This is a genomic window from Amnibacterium sp. CER49 (assembly GCF_029846255.1).
Classification (GTDB): Bacteria; Actinomycetota; Actinomycetes; order Actinomycetales; family Microbacteriaceae; genus Amnibacterium.
This window is the reverse complement of the sequence record NZ_JARVWQ010000002.1, coordinates 20,408-38,478: the sequence shown is the minus strand read 5'-3', so window position 1 is coordinate 38,478 and position 18,071 is coordinate 20,408. Positions and strand designations below refer to the sequence as shown.

The 18,071-nt window shown below is 73.9% G+C and carries 18 protein-coding genes; all 18 read right to left on the bottom strand.

Going from position 1 to position 18,071, the window contains the following annotated elements; genetic code table 11:
* Positions 1-95: 95 nt before the first annotated feature.
* A complete protein-coding gene (secF, locus tag QDR37_RS10205; RefSeq protein ID WP_279713643.1) occupies positions 96-1,076 on the bottom strand; it encodes a protein translocase subunit SecF in 981 nt (326 codons plus the stop codon).
* On the bottom strand, positions 1,076-2,806 hold the full coding sequence (secD, locus tag QDR37_RS10200) for a protein translocase subunit SecD (protein WP_279713642.1): 1,731 nt from the start codon (positions 2,804-2,806) through the stop codon (positions 1,076-1,078). The genes secF and secD overlap by 1 nt, the downstream gene beginning before the upstream one ends.
* Positions 2,807-2,915: 109 nt before the next feature.
* The gene (gene yajC / locus QDR37_RS10195) at positions 2,916-3,329 is read right to left on the bottom strand and encodes a preprotein translocase subunit YajC (protein WP_279713641.1); all 414 of its coding nucleotides are present in this window, start codon (positions 3,327-3,329) and stop codon (positions 2,916-2,918) included.
* Between the two features lie 94 nt (positions 3,330-3,423).
* Positions 3,424-4,443, bottom strand: a complete 1,020-nt coding sequence (ruvB, locus tag QDR37_RS10190; protein ID WP_279713640.1) for a Holliday junction branch migration DNA helicase RuvB — start codon at positions 4,441-4,443, stop codon at positions 3,424-3,426.
* Positions 4,440-5,036, bottom strand: coding sequence for a Holliday junction branch migration protein RuvA (gene ruvA / locus QDR37_RS10185; protein WP_279713639.1), 597 nt, complete (start codon positions 5,034-5,036; stop codon positions 4,440-4,442). Before ruvA ends, ruvB begins: the two co-directional genes overlap by 4 nt.
* A gap of 81 nt (positions 5,037-5,117) precedes the next feature.
* Complete coding sequence (locus QDR37_RS10180; RefSeq protein ID WP_279713637.1) at positions 5,118-5,414, bottom strand: hypothetical protein; 297 nt, start codon at positions 5,412-5,414, stop codon at positions 5,118-5,120.
* 282 nt (positions 5,415-5,696) lie between these two features.
* Positions 5,697-6,257 (bottom strand): crossover junction endodeoxyribonuclease RuvC, encoded by a 561-nt coding sequence (gene ruvC, locus QDR37_RS10175; RefSeq protein WP_279713635.1) that lies wholly within the window; start codon positions 6,255-6,257, stop codon positions 5,697-5,699.
* Between the two features lie 7 nt (positions 6,258-6,264).
* Entirely contained in the window at positions 6,265-7,026 is a 762-nt protein-coding gene (locus QDR37_RS10170; protein ID WP_279713634.1) for a YebC/PmpR family DNA-binding transcriptional regulator, read from the bottom strand.
* Between the two features lie 120 nt (positions 7,027-7,146).
* Entirely contained in the window at positions 7,147-8,484 is a 1,338-nt protein-coding gene (locus QDR37_RS10165; RefSeq protein ID WP_279713633.1) for a hypothetical protein, read from the bottom strand.
* Between the two features lie 117 nt (positions 8,485-8,601).
* Entirely contained in the window at positions 8,602-9,228 is a 627-nt protein-coding gene (locus QDR37_RS10160) for a hypothetical protein (RefSeq protein ID WP_279713632.1), read from the bottom strand.
* A 71-nt stretch (positions 9,229-9,299) separates the two neighbouring features.
* Positions 9,300-9,893, bottom strand: a complete 594-nt coding sequence (gene pdxT, locus QDR37_RS10155) for a pyridoxal 5'-phosphate synthase glutaminase subunit PdxT (protein WP_279713631.1) — start codon at positions 9,891-9,893, stop codon at positions 9,300-9,302.
* The gene (gene pdxS, locus QDR37_RS10150; RefSeq protein WP_279713629.1) at positions 9,887-10,786 is read right to left on the bottom strand and encodes a pyridoxal 5'-phosphate synthase lyase subunit PdxS; all 900 of its coding nucleotides are present in this window, start codon (positions 10,784-10,786) and stop codon (positions 9,887-9,889) included. The genes pdxT and pdxS overlap by 7 nt, the downstream gene beginning before the upstream one ends.
* Positions 10,787-10,983: 197 nt before the next feature.
* Positions 10,984-11,490 carry an HIT domain-containing protein gene (locus QDR37_RS10145; RefSeq protein WP_279714843.1) on the bottom strand — a complete coding sequence of 169 codons (507 nt, stop codon included), beginning with the start codon at positions 11,488-11,490 and terminating at the stop codon, positions 10,984-10,986.
* A 68-nt stretch (positions 11,491-11,558) separates the two neighbouring features.
* Positions 11,559-13,559: a threonine--tRNA ligase gene (gene thrS / locus QDR37_RS10140; protein WP_279714842.1), complete on the bottom strand. Its 2,001-nt coding sequence runs from the start codon at positions 13,557-13,559 to the stop codon at positions 11,559-11,561.
* A gap of 140 nt (positions 13,560-13,699) precedes the next feature.
* Complete coding sequence (locus QDR37_RS10135; protein ID WP_279713628.1) at positions 13,700-14,320, bottom strand: hypothetical protein; 621 nt, start codon at positions 14,318-14,320, stop codon at positions 13,700-13,702.
* 58 nt (positions 14,321-14,378) lie between these two features.
* Entirely contained in the window at positions 14,379-15,245 is an 867-nt protein-coding gene (locus QDR37_RS10130) for a phosphotransferase (RefSeq protein WP_279713627.1), read from the bottom strand.
* A gap of 10 nt (positions 15,246-15,255) precedes the next feature.
* Positions 15,256-17,424: an ATP-binding cassette domain-containing protein gene (locus QDR37_RS10125; RefSeq protein ID WP_279713626.1), complete on the bottom strand. Its 2,169-nt coding sequence runs from the start codon at positions 17,422-17,424 to the stop codon at positions 15,256-15,258.
* A complete protein-coding gene (locus QDR37_RS10120) occupies positions 17,411-18,061 on the bottom strand; it encodes an ECF transporter S component (RefSeq protein WP_279713625.1) in 651 nt (216 codons plus the stop codon). The genes QDR37_RS10125 and QDR37_RS10120 overlap by 14 nt, the downstream gene beginning before the upstream one ends.
* Positions 18,062-18,071: the final 10 nt, after the last annotated feature.

The following is an 18,071-nucleotide window of genomic DNA, read 5'->3' as shown; positions in this document are numbered from 1 at the left end:
ACCCCCTTCGGTGAACCGTAACATCGGGGCGGTTCCCGGCCTTCCGCGGGCGGTCCGGCCTGCGCACGCCGTCGGCGAACTCCCCCGCCGGACGGCTACGCGCGCGCCCGGGCGGTGAGGGTCCGCTGCGTCCGCATCCGGATCGCCGGTTCCGTGGAGCGCAGGTCGGTGTAGATCGGGGCGGCGAGGAAGATCGTCGAGTAGGTGCCGACGATGATGCCGATGAACAGCGCGAGCGAGATGTCGCGCAGCGTGCCGGCGCCGAGCACGAGCGCACCGATGAAGAGGATGCCCGCGATCGGCAGCAGCGCGACGATCGACGTGTTGATCGAGCGCACGAGGGTCTGGTTGACCGCGAGGTTCACCGTCTCGGCGAAGGTGCGGCGGTCGTCGGCCGTCATGCGCCGCGTGTTCTCACGGACCTTGTCGAACACCACGACGGTGTCGTAGAGCGAGTAGCCGAGGATCGTGAGGAAGCCGATGACCGCGGCGGGCGTCACCTCGAAGCCGACGATGCCGTAGATGCCCGCGGTGAGGATGAGGTCGTGCGCGAGCGCGATGAGCGCGGAGACCGACATCTTCCAGGTGCGGAAGTAGAGCGCCATCACGAGCGCGACGAGCACGAGGAAGATGACGAGACCGCGGACGGCGCTCGCGGAGATGTCCTGGCCCCACGTCGCCCCGATGAAGGAGAAGGCGACATCATCCGTGGAGACCCGGTAGGCCTTCGCGAGCGCGCCCCGCACCTGCTCGCTCTGGCTCGAGGTCAGCTGCGCGGTCTGCACCCGCACCGAGTTCCCGCCCACGACCGCGATCTCGGGCGCGAGGGTCGGGACCACCGACTGCACCGCGGCCTTCGCCGGGGACTGATCGAGCGTCGCCGGGTGCGAGACCGTGTACTGCGAGCCGCCGGTGAACTCGATGCCGAAGTGGAAGCCGCCGCGGAGGAACGGCACCACGATCGAGAGCACGATCGCGAGCGCCGCGATCACGTACCAGAGGCGGCGCTTGCCGATGAAGTCGATCGACCGCCGACCCGTGTAGAGGTCGTTGCCGAAGCGCGTGAAGCTCGCCATCAGTCGCGGTCCTCCCGGCCGTCGGGCCGCTCGATGGTGCCGATCGCGGTGCCGCCCTGGGCGGCCTTGCGCTCGGCGATGGTCTGTCGGCGCTGCGCCTCGCCGCGGCTGCGGAGCGCGGCGGCGGGCGCGGGCGAGCGGAACGAGCCGCGGCCGCGGTAGACGGCGCCGAGCGCGCGCGGGTCGAGGCCGGAGAAGCGGTGACCCTCGGCGAAGAACGGGCGCCGGGCGATCAGCTGCAGCAGCGGGTGCGTGAACAGGCTGACCACGACGACGTCGATGATCGTCGTGATGCCGAGCGTGAGCGCGAAGCCGCGCACGTCACCGATCGCGAGCACGTAGAGCACGGCGGCGGCGAGCAGGTTCACGCCGTCGGAGGCGAGCACGGTGCGGATCGCGCGGCGCCAGCCCGCTTCGACGGCGCCGACGAGGGCCTTGCCCTCGCGCAGCTCGTCGCGGATGCGCTCGAAGTAGACGATGAACGAGTCGGCGGTGATACCGATCGAGACGATGAGGCCCGCGACGCCGGCGAGCGACAGGCGGTAGCCCTCACGCCACGACAGGAAGTCGACGACGAGGTAGGTGAGCAGCGCCGAGACGACCAGGGACCCGATGGTCACGAGGCCCAGGGTGCGGTACTGCAGCAGCGAGTAGCCCACCACGAGCACGAGGCCGATCAGACCGGCGAGCAGCCCGCTCAGCAGCTGCTGCGAGCCGAGCGTCGCCGAGATCGTGTCCTGGCTCTGCACCGCGAAGCTGACCGGCAGGGCGCCGAACTTCAGCTGGTCGGCCAGCGACTTCGCGGAGTCCTGGGTGAAGCTGCCGCTGATCTCGGCACGGCCGTTCGTGATCGCCGAGTTCACCGACGGGGCGGAGATGACCCTGCCGTCGAGCACGATGGCGAACTGGTTCTGCGGCGGCGTCAGCGACACGAGCCGCGTGGAGACCTTGCCGAACTGGTTCGTGCCCGTGCCGTCGAAGGACAGGTTGACGACCCACTCCCCCGTCGTCGCGCCCTGGCTCGTGGTGCGCAGACCGCTCGTCGCGTTCGAGATGTGCTTGCCCTGCACCTCGACGGGCCCGAGCAGGTACTTGGCGGTGCCGCTCGGGTCGCAGGTGACGAGCGGCTTCGACTGCGGCGCCGCGGCGGCGCCGGTGTCCTGGCTGCAGCGGTAGTTCCGGTAGAGGTCCGCGAGGTAGGGCGTGACCTGCGCGAGGTCGCTGCCGCTCGTCGGCTTCGCCGAGGGCGTGGTCGCGAGCGACGCGGGCGGTGTGTAGGCGCCCTTCTTGCCGACGCTCGAGGTGCTCACCGCGCTCGTGACGAGCACGGGCCGGAAGTCCATGCGGGCGCTCGACTTGACGCTGTCGATGGTCGCCTGGCTGGGCTTGCCCGGCAGCGACACGATGATGTTGTCGGCCCCGGAGGTGCTGATCTGCGCCTCGCTGATGCCGCCCGCGTCGACGCGCTGGCGGATGATCGCGACGGACTGGTTCAGCTGGTCGCTGGTCGGCGGCTTGCCGTTGTCGCTCTGCGCCTTGAGGATGATCTGGGTGCCGCCCTCGAGGTCGAGGCCGAGCTTCGGCACCGCGGAGGCCACCTTCGCGGTGAACGTGCTGCCCGGCGCGAGGAGCACACCGACGGCGTTCAGGGCGACGAGGGCGAGCACGAGCACCACCAGGCCGACGAGCGAGCGGCGCGCCCGGCGCTGCGGGGTCAGGGCTTTGGCCACTACGTTCCCTCGGGTCTACGGAGGCGGCGGTTCCGCCGGGGTACGGCGCCGCGATGCGCGCACGCCTGCAGCCGCCGCGGAGGGCGGCGGGCGCGAAGAAGACTAACCGCTAGTCGCGCGGCTGCTCGGAGGCGCGGCGGGCGGGGGCCGGCGGCACGTCCTGCTGCTCGGGCTCACCCTGCACCCGCTGGCCGAACTCGGGCTCGGCGGCCGCGTCGTCGAGCAGCACCGGCTCGGGAGCGGCCTCGTCGACGACCGGCGTCACGACGCGGCCGACCGCCTGACGGTGGATCGTGAGCGTGGAGCCGGGACCGGTGCGCAGCACGATGCGGTTCTCGGCGTCGTCGACGGACTCGACCGTGCCGAAGATGCCCGAGCTCGTCATGATCTCGGCGCCCGGCTTGAGGCTCTCCGTGAGCGCCGCGGCGTCGCGCTGGCGCTTGCGGCCGTTGCGGAACATGAAGAGGACGACGATCAGGATGATCGCCCCGTAGAAGAGCAGGGTGGTGGGCTGCATGGTCATGCCTTCCGGAGTCTGGGGGACGATCCGGCCCGCACCCGCAGCGCGCAGGGGACCCGTGGATCGGCGGCCCGGCGCATCTCGCCGGGTGCGGCGATCATACCGGGTCGTCGAACAGGGCCTGCGCGGCCTCGAGCGGCGCCTTGCCCGCGTGCCGCCAGGCGGAGGCCGTCGCGATGCGGCCGCGGGGGGTGCGGGCGACGAGCCCCATGCGCACGAGGAACGGCTCGACGACCGACTCGATGGTCTCGGGCTCCTCCCCCACGCTCGCCGCGAGCGTGCCGAGGCCGACCGGTCCGCCGTCGAACCGGACGAGGATCGCGTCGAGCACCGCACGGTCGAGGCGGTCGAGCCCGCGCGCGTCGACGTCGTACAGCTCGAGCGCGGCGTGCACGGCCTCGGAGTCGGGCGAGCCGCCGCGCACGAGCGCGAAATCGCGGACGCGGCGCAGCAGCCGGTTCGCGATGCGCGGCGTGCCACGGCTGCGGCCGGCGATCTCACGGAGGGCGTCGCGGTCGATCGGCAGGTCGAGGAGCCGCGCCGCGCGGTCGAGCACCTGCTCGAGCTCGCCGGTCTCGTAGAACTCGAGGTGGGCGGTGAAGCCGAAGCGGTCGCGGAGCGGGTTCGGCAGCAGGCCGGAGCGCGTGGTCGCGCCGACGAGGGTGAACGGCGCGAGGTCGAGCGGGATCGACGTCGCGCCGGCGCCCTTGCCGACCATGATGTCGATGCGGAAGTCCTCCATCGCGAGGTAGAGCATCTCCTCGGCGCTGCGCGCCATGCGGTGGATCTCGTCGATGAAGAGGATCTCGCCCGGCGTGAGCGACGAGAGGACCGCCGCCAGGTCGCCGGCGTGCTGGATGGCGGGGCCGCTCGACATGCGCAGCGGCCGGCCCGACTCCTCGGCGACGATCATCGCGAGGGTCGTCTTGCCGAGTCCGGGTGGGCCGGCGAGCAGGATGTGGTCCGGGGTGCGGTTCTGCAGCCGCGCCGCCTCGAGCAGCACCTGCAGCTGTCCGCGGACCTTCGCCTGGCCGACGAACTCGCCGAGGGTGCGGGGCCGGAGCGCGCCCTCGAAGGCGAGCTCGGCCTCGGACTCGGGCGTGGGGCGGACGGTCACCGGACCGCCTGCGGGCCGAGCAGCGCGAGGGCGGCGCGGAGGAGCACGGGCGTCTGCCGCTCGTCTGGACGCGCGGCGAGCACGTCGTCGACCACCGCCTTCGCGTCCCGCTCGGTGTAGCCGAGGCCGACGAGGGCGACGAGGACGTCCTCACCGCGCGACGCCGGCACCGGCACGGGCGCGGCGAAGCGGACGTGCGCGAGCTTGCCCGTGAGCGAGACGACGATGAGCTTCGCGGTCTTCGGACCGATGCCGGACACCTTGCGGAAGACCGCGTCGTCGTCCTCGGCCACGGCCTGCGCGATCTCGGCGGGCGACAGCGCCGCGAGCACGCCGATCGCGGACTTCGGGCCGACACCGGTGACCCCGCGGAGCAGGTCGAACACGGCGAGCTGCTCGCGGTTCTGGAAGCCGAAGAGCGACATGTCGTCCTCCCGGACGACCATCGCCGTGTGCAGGAGCACCAGCTCGCCGGTGCGTACCGACAGGGCGTGCTCCGGCGTCACGGTGACGGCGTAGCCCACGCCGGCGACCTCGACCACGAGGGTCGACCCGGCCGCCTCGAGCACGGTTCCCCGGAGCGACGCGATCATGCTCTCAACGGTAGGCGGAGGTGACGACACCGCCGACAGCGACGCCCGGCGTGTCGAACACTCCTTCGAGCACTGCCGGCGTCACGCGGCGGCCACGAGCGACCAGCGGGTCCCCGCTTGGCGCCGCAGCTGCACCTCGAGGATCTCCGCCTCGGTGCCGGCCGCCTCGGCCGCGGCCCGCGCGACGGGACGCGCGGAGCCGTCGTCGGCGGCCTCGAACCGGACGATCGCCTGACCGCGTCCCTTCACGACGCCGACCGACCGCGCCTCGACGACCGCGAGCTGCTCGACGGCGGTGGCCGCCCGCGGCAGCACCGCCTGCGCGTTCGCTCCCGGATGGATGCGCCCCAGCGTCAGGACGACTCGATACGACGGCATGACGGTCCCCCGCGTTGATCGGTCCGTGATGCGCGAGCGCCTCACCGACGTCGTTGACAGTCCGGCCGGGCGCGTGCGAGCGCCCGGCCTCCCGGTCCGAGGCACGCGTCGCGTCACAACCGGGCGCCGCTGCTTCCCGTCAGTGGCGCCGGGTCCAGTATCCGTCGCCGGACCGCACCTCAGCGCGGATGACGGGCGGCTCCGGTGTGAGCACGGGCGTCCTCGGCCGATGCGGGCGACTCCTCCCGCCCGGGACGGCCGTACCCGCCCGTCGGCGGATCCTCAGCGGGCGCGGGTCGCGGCCTCCGCCGCGCGCCACGCGCGCTGCGCCGGCGTCATCGCCGCGTCGGACCCTGCCGGCGCGGACGCCGGACCGCCGCGCCACGCGTGGCAGATGGCGATCGCGAGCGCGTCCGCCGCGTCGGCGGGCTTCGGGGCGACCTCGAGGCCGAGCACGCGGGTGACCATCGCCGTGACCTGCGCCTTGTCGGCGGCGCCGTAGCCCGTGACGGCCGCCTTCACCTCGCTCGGGGTGTGCAGCCCGACGCGCAGCCCGCGCTCGGCGGCGAGGTGCAGGGCGATGCCGCTGATCTGCGCGATGCCCATCACCGTGCGCACGTTGTGCTGCGCGAACACCCGCTCGATGGCGAACGCCTCGGGGCGGTGCTCGTCGAGCAGCACGGCGAGCGCGCGGCCGACGGTGAGCAGCCGCTGCTCGAGGGCGAGCTCGGGCGACGTGCGGATGACCTCGACGTGCACCAGGCGCGCGGTGCGGTCGGGGGCGACGTCGACGACACCGACGCCGCACCGCGTGAGACCCGGGTCGACCCCGAGGACCCGCATGGAGCGGCTACTCCTCGTCGAGCGCGGCCTCGACCTCGCCGGACAGCTCGAAGTTCGCGTAGACGTTCTGCACGTCGTCGCTGTCCTCGAGCGCGTCGACGAGGCGCAGCACACGGCGGGCGAGGTCGACGTCGTCGATCTCGACGCTGACGCCCGGCACGAACTCGACGTCGGCGGACTCGTAGTCGATACCCGCCGACTGCAGGGCGGACCGGGCGGCGACGAGGTCGCTCGGCTCTGTGACGACCTCGAAGCCCTCGCCGCGGTCGGTGACGTCCTCGACGCCGGCGTCGAGGACCGCGCCGAGCACGTCGTCCTCGGAGAGCCCGTCGGTCTTCTCGACCCGGATGACGCCCTTGCGGGTGAAGTTGTAGGCGACCGAACCCGGGTCGGCCATGGTGCCGCCGTTGCGGCTCATCGCCGTGCGCACCTCGGCCGCGGCGCGGTTGCGGTTGTCGGTGAGGCACTCGATGAGGAGGGCGACGCCGTTCGGGCCGTAGCCCTCGTAGGTGATGTTCTGGTAGTCGATCGACTCGCCGGTGAGGCCGGCGCCGCGCTTGATGGCGCGGTCGATGTTGTCGTTCGGCACCGAGGTCTTCTTCGCCTTCTGCACGGCGTCGACGAGGGTCGGGTTGCCGGAGAGGTCGGCGCCGCCGATCTTCGCGGCCACCTCGATGTTCTTGATGAGCTTCGCGAAGGACTTCGCGCGGCGGGCGTCGATGACCGCCTTCTTGTGCTTGGTGGTCGCCCACTTGGAGTGCCCGGACACGTGAACCTCCTCGGGGAGCGGATCGGATGCGGAAATGCCGCCGACGATTCTACGGGCGGCGCCACAATGGTCAGCGGCGGCGGCCCAGGAGGGACCGCCGCCGCCGTTCGAGGACCCCGATCAGCCGTGCAGGCGGTGCTCGGTCCAGTCGCCGACGGTGCTGCTCGTGCTCGCGGCCACCGCGCGCAGGAGCTGCGCGTCGTGCACCGGCACGGTCACCTCGGCGACGCCGCTGCTGTCGGCGACGTCGGTGGCGACGGTCTTCCAGCCGGCTGCGGTCTTCACCTGGAAGGCGATGGACTCGCCGGTCCAGCCGACCCAGCCGCCTCGGTCGCCGTTCGCCGTGGCCGAGAAGCGCTTCGCCGTGACACGGAGCTGCTCGCCCGTCGCGGTGCGGTGCGTCGCGACCCACGTGACGTTCGCGTTGGTCTTGACCGTGAAGGAGGTCTTCGCCAGCGGCGACGCGACGCTCGGGTCGGCGCCGGACGCCCAGACGGAGATCGAGTAGCGGTCGGCGGTGGCGCCGGGCATCGCGAAGACGACGTCCCGGGTGCCGGAGGCGCCGACAGAGACGCCGGACCGGTAGAGGCCGCCGCTCTGGCTCCCGCTCCAGACGATGTCGACCTTCGTGTTCTTCAGGCCCTTGAGGTGGAGCACGACGCCGTCCTTGGAGAGGTGCCAGAGGCTCGGCGAAGCCGGGGTCGCGCTCACCGCGGGGTGCACGGCGACGGTCGAGGCCGCCGGACCGGGAACGACGGCGGGCTTCGCGGTCGCGGCCGGCGACGCCGTGGTCGCCGCGTCAGGCGTGGTGGTCGCGCTGGGCGTACCGGTCGGCGTGGTCGCGGGGACGGCCGGTTGCAACCCGTTCAAGATCCAGCCGTCCTCATCCGGGATCGCCGGCATGCTCGAGGAGACGATCGGCTGCGGCTGGATCGACCCGACCCAGGGGAAGCAGAGGTCCAGGCTGAGCAAGGAGAGAGGGCTGTCGCAGCGGTCGTCCCAGTTCAGCAGGTCCCAGGGCAGGGAACCGGGGAACGACACGGTCCCGGGGAGGGTCGGCGCGGACCCTTGAGGGGCGGGGACGAAGGGGGGCGCGACGGGCGCTGACGACGCCGACTCGCTCGACTCGACGCCGGCCGACGAGGACTCGGCCGGTGCCGAATCGGACGTGGCGGGATCCGGGACGGCCGGGGTCTCGGCGGGTACCTCGGAGGCGGACTCGCTCGGCTCGACATCGACCGACGAGGACTCCGCCGGTGCCGGCTCGGACGCGGCAGGAGCCTCGGTCGCCGGCGACGAGGCATCGGCCGCCCCGACGCTCACAGCGGTCGAGCCGCTCGGGTCGACGGCGGCGCCGTCGCCGACGTCGGAGGCGAGGGCGTAGGCGGGCGCGGCGATCAGGGAGAGCGCGACTGCGGACGCCCCGGTGAGCGCGGCGATGCGGGCGGACTTCTTCAAGGGGGCTCCAGGGGTTCGGGGGGAAGAGCGTCCTCGGACCGTATTGACCGCTGGTGCGGGCGCCCCCGCCGCCGCGCCGCCCCCCGGACGCGGGTGCGACCCCCAGAACGGGTGCCGTCAGGGCCGGGCCACGCCCTCCCGCTCCCGGAGCCGCACCCCGGCGGCGCGCAGCTCGAGCGCGGCGAGGCGGCGGATGACGTCGGGATCCCCGCGGCGCCAGGCCGCGGTGGCGTGCGGGTCGACGCGGGTGACCGCGCGCGGCGGGCGGGTGGCCAGCGCACGCAGCGCGAGCAGCTCGAGGTCGGCGTCCGAGCCCGCGAGCCGAGCGACGACGGCGCGGCGCACCGCCCCGACGAGGCGCGGCCGCACCCACCCGACGAGCACGACGAGCAGGACCCCGAGCACCACCGCCCACCCGGACAGCGTCGCGACCCGCTCGACGCCGTCCCGCCACTGCGCACCCGCGGAGGCGAGCGTGGCGCCGGCGCCGCTCGCTGCGTCGAAGGGAGCCCGGATCCCGCCGCCGATGAGCGGCACCCCGCCGAGCTGCTTGCCGATGCTGCCGAGCGTCGACGAGAAGTCGCTGCCCGAGCGCTCGACCTGCGTGCCGACGTCCTCGAGCCCGGCGATCGCGTCGTGCAGCGACCGGCCGAGCAGGATCCCCGCGATCACGACGAGCAGCGCGACGACGTCGCCGGCGATCTGGTAGGCGCGGGCGCCCCAGAAGTCCGAGTAGAGCCTCACCCGGTCATCCTCGCGGGGGCAGCCGTGAGCGGCCCGGACCACGACGCAGGCGTGAGGCAGCCACGCAGGCGTCAGGCCGCGGCGACCGCGTCGAGGAAGGCCCGGTGGAAGCGCAGCTCCCCCGTGATCTCGGGGTGGAACGACGTGCCCATCAGGTTCCCCTGCCGCACCGCCACGACGCGGCCGTCGTCGAGGGCGGCGATCGCGGTCGCCCGCTCCCCCACCTCCTCGACCACGGGTGCCCGGATGAAGGCCGCGTGCACGGGCGGCCCGTCGAAGCCGTCGACGTCGAGGTCGGTCTCGAACGAGTCGAGCTGGTTGCCGAACGCGTTGCGCCGGACCGCGACGTCGAGGCCGCCGAGGGTCTGCTGCCCCTCGATCGCGTCGAGCACCGTGTCGGCGAGGAAGATCAGGCCCGCGCACGTGCCGTAGACGGGCAGCCCGTCCCCGATGCGGCGCTTGAGCGGCTCGGCGAGCCCGAAGGCGCGCGACAGCTTGTCCATCACGGTGGACTCACCGCCGGGGATGATCAGCCCGTGGACCTGGTCGAGCTCGGACTCGCGGCGGACGGGCACCCCCTTCGCGCCGAGCTCCGCGAGCACGGCGAGGTGCTCGCGGAAGTCGCCCTGCAGTGCGAGGACCCCGACGGTGGGACCGGCTACCACCCGCGCTCGGCGAGACGGTGCGGGGCGGGCACGTCGGCGACGTTGATGCCGACCATCGCCTCGCCGAGGCCGCGGGACGCCTCCGCGATGACGGCCGGGTCGTCGAAGAACGTGGTCGCCTTGACGATCGCGGCGGCGCGCTTGGCCGGGTCGCCCGACTTGAAGATGCCGGACCCGACGAAGACGCCGTCGGCGCCGAGCTGCATCATCATCGCCGCGTCGGCCGGCGTCGCGACGCCGCCCGCGGTGAAGAGCACGACCGGCAGCTTGCCGGCGGCCGCGACCTCGGCGACGAGCTCGTAGGGCGCCTGCAGCTCCTTCGCCGCGACGTAGAGCTCGTCGGGCTTCTTCGCGGCGAGCGCCGCGATCTCGCCGGCGATCTGACGCATGTGGCGGGTGGCCTCGGAGACGTCGCCGGTGCCGGCCTCGCCCTTCGAACGGATCATCGCCGCGCCCTCGGTGATGCGGCGCAGGGCCTCGCCGAGGTTCGTGGCGCCGCAGACGAACGGCACCGTGAACTGCCACTTGTCGATGTGGTTCGCGTAGTCGGCGGGCGAGAGCACCTCGGACTCGTCGATGTAGTCGACGCCGAGCGACTGCAGCACCTGCGCCTCGACGAAGTGGCCGATGCGCGCCTTCGCCATGACCGGGATGGAGACCGCCTCGACGATGCCCGCGATGAGGTCGGGGTCGCTCATGCGCGCCACGCCCCCCTGCGAGCGGATGTCGGCGGGCACGCGCTCGAGCGCCATGACGGCGACGGCACCGGCGTCCTCGGCGATCTTCGCCTGGTCCGCGGTGACGACGTCCATGATGACGCCGCCCTTCAGCATCTCGGCGAGGCCGCGCTTGACGCGGCTCGTGCCGACGCCCGTGGTCGTGGTGTCCGTCATGAGGGTTCCTTGCTGCACATCAAGAGGTCCGGCGCTCCGCCGGAGCGATCAGCCAGTCTACGGCGGCCCCGGACGCCCCTTCACGGATCCGGAGAAACGCGGCGACACGCCGCAGCAGGACGCACGGAAGCGGCGCGTCGCGCAGGAATTCCGGATCCGCGAGAGAACTCCGGATCCGCGACGGGGGGCGGCGGGGGTCAGGCGGGCCAGGCGCGGGCGAGCGCGTCGCGGGTGTCGCCGAGCAGCACCGGGAGCGCCTTCGTCTGCGCGACGATCGGGAAGAAGTTCGCGTCGCTCGCCCACCGCGGCACGACGTGCTGGTGCAGGTGGTCCGCGACGCCGGCGCCCGCGACCCGGCCCTGGTTCAGCCCGATGTTGAAGCCGTCGCAGTTCGAGTCCGCCCGCAGCACCCGCATCGCGGTCTGCGTGAGCGCGGTGATCTCGCCCGTCTCCTCGTCCGTCGCCTCGTCGAGCAGCGCGACGTGCCGGTAGGGGCAGACGAGCAGGTGGCCCGAGTTGTACGGGAAGAGGTTCAGCAGCACGAACGCGTGCTCGCCGCGGTGCACGATGAGCGCGTCCTCGTCGGACAGGCCCGGCGCCGCGCAGAACGGGCAGCCGCCCTCGGGCGTCTTCTCGCCGTCGTGGTTCGAGTGGATGTAGGCGATGCGGTGCGGCACCCAGAGCCGCTGGTACGCGTCGGGCACCCCGACCGCGCCGTCGAGGCGCGGGACGTCGTCGAACTCGTGCGGCCCGTAGGCGCCGCCCGCGTCGGTCACACGGCCCCCACGGCCGCCGCCCCCGCGCCGCCTGCGGGCTCGAGGTCGGCCTCGGTGGAGACCTGGATGCGGCTCGTGATCGCGCGGGTGATGAGGGCGACGGCCTCGTCGACGGGGACGCCGTTGCGGGTCGTGCCGTCGCGGAAGCGGAAGCTGACCGCGCCCGCTGCCCGGTCGTTCTCGCCCGCGATGAGCAGGAACGGCACCTTGTCGGTCGTGTGGGTGCGGATCTTCTTCTGCATCCGGTCGTCGGAGACGTCGAGGTCGGCGCGCACGCCCTCGCGCCGCAGCCGGTCGACGACGCCCCCGAGGTACTCGGCGTACTCCTCCGCGACCGGGATGCCGACGACCTGCACGGGCGACAGCCAGACCGGGAACGCCCCCGCGTAGTGCTCGAGCAGCACGGCGAAGAACCGCTCGATCGAGCCGAAGAGGGCGCGATGGATCATGATCGGCCGGTGCTTCGTGCCGTCCGGGCCGGTGTACTCGAGACCGAACCGCTCGGGCTGGTTGAAGTCGATCTGGATCGTCGACAGCTGCCAGGTGCGACCGATCGCGTCCCGCGCCTGGACGGAGATCTTCGGCCCGTAGAACGCGGCGCCGCCCGGATCGGGCTCGAGGCGCAGGCCGGACTCCTCGGCCACCTCGGCCAGGGTGGCGGTCGCCGTCTCCCACAGCTCGTCCGGGCCCATGAACTTCGGCCCGTCGTCCCGCGTCGACAGCTCGAGGTAGAAGTCGTCGAGGCCGTAGTCGCGCAGCAGGTCCAGCACGAAGTTCAGCGTGCGGGTGAGCTCCGGCTTCAGCTGCTCCGGGGTGCAGTAGAGGTGCGCGTCGTCCTGGGTGAGGCCGCGCACGCGGGTGAGGCCCTGCAGGGTGCCCGACTTCTCGTACCGGTAGACCGAACCGAACTCGAACAGCCGCAGCGGCAGCTCCCGGTAGCTCCGGCCGCGCGCTCGGAAGATCAGGTTGTGGAAGGGGCAGTTCATCGGCTTCAGGTAGTAGTCCTGGCCGGGCTTCACCACCTCGCCCACCGCGTCGACCTCCTCGTCGAGGCGCATCGGCGGGAACATGCCCTCCGCGAACCACTGGAGGTGGCCGGAGGTCTGGAAGAGGTTCGCCTTCGTGATGTGCGGCGAGTTCACGAAGGAGTAGCCGCCCTCGGTGTGGCGGCGCCGCGAGTAGTTCTCCATCTCCTGCCGGACGATGCCGCCCCTCGGATGGAACACCGCGAGGCCCGAGCCGATCTCGTCGGGGAAGCTGAACAGGTCGAGCTCGGCGCCGAGCTTGCGGTGGTCGCGCTTCGCGGCCTCCTCCAGCCGCTGCTGGTACTCGCGCAGCTCGTCCTTGCTCGGCCACGCGGTGCCGTAGATCCGCTGCAGCTGCGCGTTCTGCTCCGAGCCCCGCCAGTAGGCGGCCGCCACACGGGTGAGCGCCCAGCCGTTGCGGATCACGCCGGTGTTCGGCACGTGCGGCCCGCGGCAGAGGTCCTGCCAGACGACCTCGCCCGTGCTGCGGTCGACGTTCGCGTAGACGGTCAGCTCGCCGCCGCCGACCTCGACCGACTCCCCCGATCCGCTGTCGGCGTCGCCGCCGCCCTTCAGCCCGATGAGCTCGAGCTTGTACGGCTCGTCGGCGAAGAGCGTGCGGGCCTCGTCCTCGGTGACGACGCGGCGCTCGAAGCGCTGCCCGGCGCGCTGGATGCGCTCCATCTCCTTCGCGAGGCGCTTCAGGTCCTCGGGCGTGAAGGGCTGGTCGACGTCGAAGTCGTAGTAGAAGCCGTCGGTGATGGGCGGCCCGATGCCGAGCCTCGCCTCGGGGTTGACGGTCTGCACCGCCTGCGCCAGGACGTGGGCCGTGGAGTGCCGCAGGATCGACAGCCCGTCGGGCGACGACAGCGGTACGGGCTCGACGACCGCGCCGGCGGGCACGGGCCGGTCGAGGTCCCACAGCGCACCGTCGACGCGCGCGGCGACGACGGTGCGATCGTCGCCGAACAGCGAGCGTCCCGTGACGACCTCGGGTCCGTCGGCGGTGCGGTCGGCGGTCGGGGTCGGATCGGTCACGAGGTGCCTTTCGACGTCACATCCAGGGAGCGGTTCACTGTATCGCCGCGGGTCCCGCGGCCCCTCCGCCGCCGTCAGCGACGGCGGCGCAGCGCCCGGGCGATGCGCCGAAGCGGACCGCGCCGCGGCGACGCGGTGCTCGCCGCCTCCCGGGCGGCCGCGAGCGCCGGCAGGTCGACGTCGGTGAGCAGCCGGAGGCGCTCCTGCAGCACCGCGGCGTCCTCGATCCGGTTGGGCGCCGGTTCGAGCGACGCCGCGAGCGCGGCGTTCACCTCGCGGGCGGCATCGGCGCGCGCGGCGGCCAGCAGCGCGTCGACGCGGTCGCGGTCCGCGCTCCACCGGAGCAGGCCGCGGGCGACCTCGCGGTAGACGAGACGGCGCCGCTCGAGAATCGGTGCGTCGACCGTGCGGTAGTCGTGCTCGTGGCGGCCCCGGCCGCCTGTGCCGGCAGCGACGTCGCGCTCGCGCTCCATCCGCCGCGCCGACTGCTCCGCCTCGACGCGCAGGTTCCCGAGCGACAGCAGCACCTCCTCGCGCCATGCGTCCTCGTCCACGCCGTCGGCGGCGGTGAGCGTGTCGACGATGATGCGGTTCTTCAGGCGCATGCGGGTCGCGAACTCGGCGAGCAGGAGGCCCTCCTCGGCCTCCGCGCGGATCTCGTCGGCCGTGGCGCCGAGCATCGGGTCCTGCGACATCGGCCCCCCTCCGCGATCCTGCCCCGACCGCGATTCTCCCGGACGGAGCCTCGGGTCGTCAGGACAGCCGGTCGAACGCCTCGCGTGCCTCCGCGAACGGCATGCCGGCGCGGAACGAGTCGGTCAGGAGGAACACGGCGAGCCATCGGGCGTACCGCTCCGCCCGCTCGCGAAGCCCCGGATCGGCCGGCCCGCCGTACCGCTCGAGGACCATGTCGAGGAACGGCCTGCCGTAGATGCCGAGGTCGGCGAGGTCGACCGCGGGATCGCCGTGGGCGAGGTCGCTCCAGTCGATCAGCGCGGGACGGCGCCCGTCCCAGAGCAGGTGGTCGGCGTACACGTCGCCGTGCAGCAGCACCTCGGCGGGTGCCTCGGCGACGAGCGCGCGCGCATCGTCGAGGATCGCGAGGGCGGTGGCGACCTCGGCCGCCGTCATCAGCCCGGGCAGCCGCTCGCGGGCGACGCGTCCGGCCGCCTCGTTCTCCTCCGGCAGGTTCCAGAGCGCTACGGACCCGTCGATGCGCACCCGCGTGTGCATCGCGGTGAGCACCTCCGCGAGCTGCACGGCGATCGTCCGACGGTCCGCGTGGGGCAACGCGTCGAACCGCGCGCGGGTCAGCGGCTCCCCGGGCAGCAGCGGGTAGCCGGCGAACGACCCATCGCGCGCGACGTGGGTGTAGCGCGGGACCGCGGCGGCGACCGTGCCGTCGAGCTGCCGCAGCACGTCGATCTCGAGCGGCAGCACGTCTCGGTAGTACTGCTCGTTCGGGAAGCGGAGCAGCAGCCGCTCGTCGAGCACGATGACCTGGTGGTCCCAGCCGCCGTCGATGCTGCGGACGCGCGACCAGGTGAGGTCGGGGAACGCCGCGCGGACGGCCGCGAGCAGCTCCGTCAGGGGCCGCGGGGCCTCCTTGGCGTCGGTCACGCAGCGGACGCTAGCCGACGCCCGTGCCGGCGAGCAGGACCGTGAGCACGGGCACCGCCGCGACGACCGCCGCAAGCAGGACGACCGCGGTGTCGGCGGCGCGCCACGGCGAGTCGGCCGCCCAGGTGCGCCTCGTCGCGGTGCCGAAGCCGCGCGCCTCCATGGCGACCGCCATCCGCGCGGCCTGCCGGAGCGTCGCGACGAGGATCGCGGCGGTGAGCGCGGCGAGCTCGCGGACCCGGCCGATCGGACCCGGGCGGGCGAGGCCGCGGATCCGTCGGACGCCCCGGAGCGTCCGCCAGCCGTCGGCGAGCTGCCCGAAGCGCAGCCACGCGGCGGTGGCGGCGACCACGGGGCGCGCAGGCAGCCGGAGGCGCTGCCCGAGCGCGTCGCCGAGTGCCGAGGGGTCGATCAGCGCGGCGAGCGCGACCCCGGGCACCGCGAAGAACGCGATGCGCAGCGCCGCGGTGAGCGCTGCGGACACGTCGTGGACCGTGCCGAAGAGCAGGGTGGCGATCCCGAGCGAGAGCGCGGCGACGAGGGGCGGCAGGAGCCGGCGGGCCGGCACGCCCCCACCGACGACGAAGGGCGCGCAGGCGGCCACGGCGAGGAGGCCGAGCGCGCCCGGCAGCGGCGAGGTGATCGGCGCTGAGCCGGCGAGCAGCAGCGCGCCCGAGAGCAGGAGGCCGAGAGGACCGGCTCGTCGTCCGAGCGCGCGGACCCGTGGCGCGAGCTGCTCCGGCTCGGGCGCCCGGCCGGGCAGCGCGAGCCGGTCGTCGGCGAGCGCGGCGAGCAGCGGGTCGTGCGTCGCGACGACGACGGCCACGCCCGCGTCACGCGCGGCGAGCAGCACACCCGCCACGGCCGCCCAGGTGCCCGGATCCTGGCCGACGGTCGGCTCGTCGAGCACGAGGACGGCGGGCCCGTGCGCGAGCGCCGCGGCGAGCGCGAGCCGCCGCTGCTCGCCGCCTGAGAGCACATGCGGGTCCTCGTCGGGCTCGTCGAGGCCGAGCACCGCGAGCAGCTCGTCGGCACGCTCCTCCCGACCCATGCCGAGCGCGCGCGGCGTCGCGAGCACCTCGTCGCGGACGGTCCGGGCGACGACCGCGAGCTCGGGCTCCTGCGGCACCCAGCCGACGAGCCCCGCGAGCCTCGTCGACGACAGCGCGCTCGGTGCCACGGCCGGTTCCGCGAGGGGCGGCTGCAGCGCGACCGCGCCGGATGCCGGAGGGGCGAGCCCGGCGAGCACCGCGGCGAGGGTGCTCTTGCCGGCGCCGCTCGGCCCCTGGACCGCGAGGATGCTGCCGGCGCGCACCTGCACGTCGAGGTCCTGCACGACGGCGGCTCCCCTCCCGGTCGACGCCGGGACCGCGGCGACGCGCTCGGCCCGGAGCACGACGGTGCCGGGAGAGGCGACGGCGGCGGGTGCGAGCAGCGCGGGGGCGAGCTGCAGGGGGCGCGGCGCCGGCCGGCCCGGCTGCCACACGCCGTCGGCCTCGGGCAGGGCATCCCCGGCGCCGTCGAAGGCGAGCCGACCGCTCGCGTCGAGCAGCAGCACCCGCTGCGCGAACGGCGACCACGGCTCGAACCGGTGCTCGACGACGACCACGGTCGCGCGGGAGGCGTCCGCCGCCGCGAGCACGGCGTCGCGGACGGCCGCGGCGCTCGCCGGGTCGAGCATCGCGGTCGGCTCGTCGAGCAGCACCAGCCCCGGCTCGAACACGAGCACCCCGGCGAGCGCGAGCCGCTGCGCCTCACCGCCGGACAGCGCCTGCACCCGGCGCGACGGCCCGTACGGGAACCGCACGGCGGCGTGCGCGGCGGCGACGGCAGCGGGCATCGTGGCCGCGGGCACGCGGGCGTTCTCGAGCCCGAAGGCGGTGTCGCGACCCGCGCGCTCGGCGACCTGCGCATCGCGCGGGTCCTGCAGCAGCAGGCCGGCACGCCCACCGACCTCGACGTGACCCGCGAGCTCGCCGTCCTCCGGGTCGAGCACGCCGGCGAGCACCCGCAGCAGCGTGGACTTCCCCGAGCCGCTCGGGCCCGCGAGCACGACCCGCTCCCCCGGCGCGAGCACGAACCCCACGCCGGCGAGCACCGGCCGCGCACGTCCGAGCGGCCGCCAGGTCAGGTCCGCGACGGTGACGGCTGCGCCGGCGGCCGGCTCAGCGTCCGCCACGGCCGGTGGCGCGGACCTCCCGGCCGGCGGGGAACGCCGCGAGCGCTCCGGTGCGGGCGAGGCCCCGGACGAGCAGCCAGCCGAGGAGGCCGGCGATCACGGCGCCCGAGACCACGCCGGCGGCGAGGTAGAGCAGCTTCGCCGGCCACGAGAAGCTCGGCACGTAGGACCACCATTCGTAGGCCACGATCTCGGCGACCGCGGAGAGCGCGCCGCCCGCCATCGCGACCCCGACCCCGAACCGGCGCCACCGGGTGAGCAGGAACACGAGCTCGACGCCGACGCCCTGGAGCAGGCCCGAGGCGAGCACCGTCACGCCCCACTGGTTGCCGAGCAGCAGCTCGACGTTCGCGGCGACGAGCTCGGTGAACAGGGCCGCGCCGGGCCGGCGCACGATCAGGCCGCCGACGACACCCGGCAGCAGCCAGACCCCCAGGGAGAGCTCCGCGAGCGGCGGCACCGCCGCCGTCGCGAGCCCGATGGCCGGGTAGACGAGGGTGTCGTACCCCCAGAAGACGACGCCGAAGGCGACCGCGACCATGGCGGCCGTGACGAGGTCGACGACTCGCCACGATCCAGGACGGCCTGCGGCGGGCACATCGGTGCGGCGGTCGAGCACGGCGGCGCGGTCGGTCATCGGATCTCCT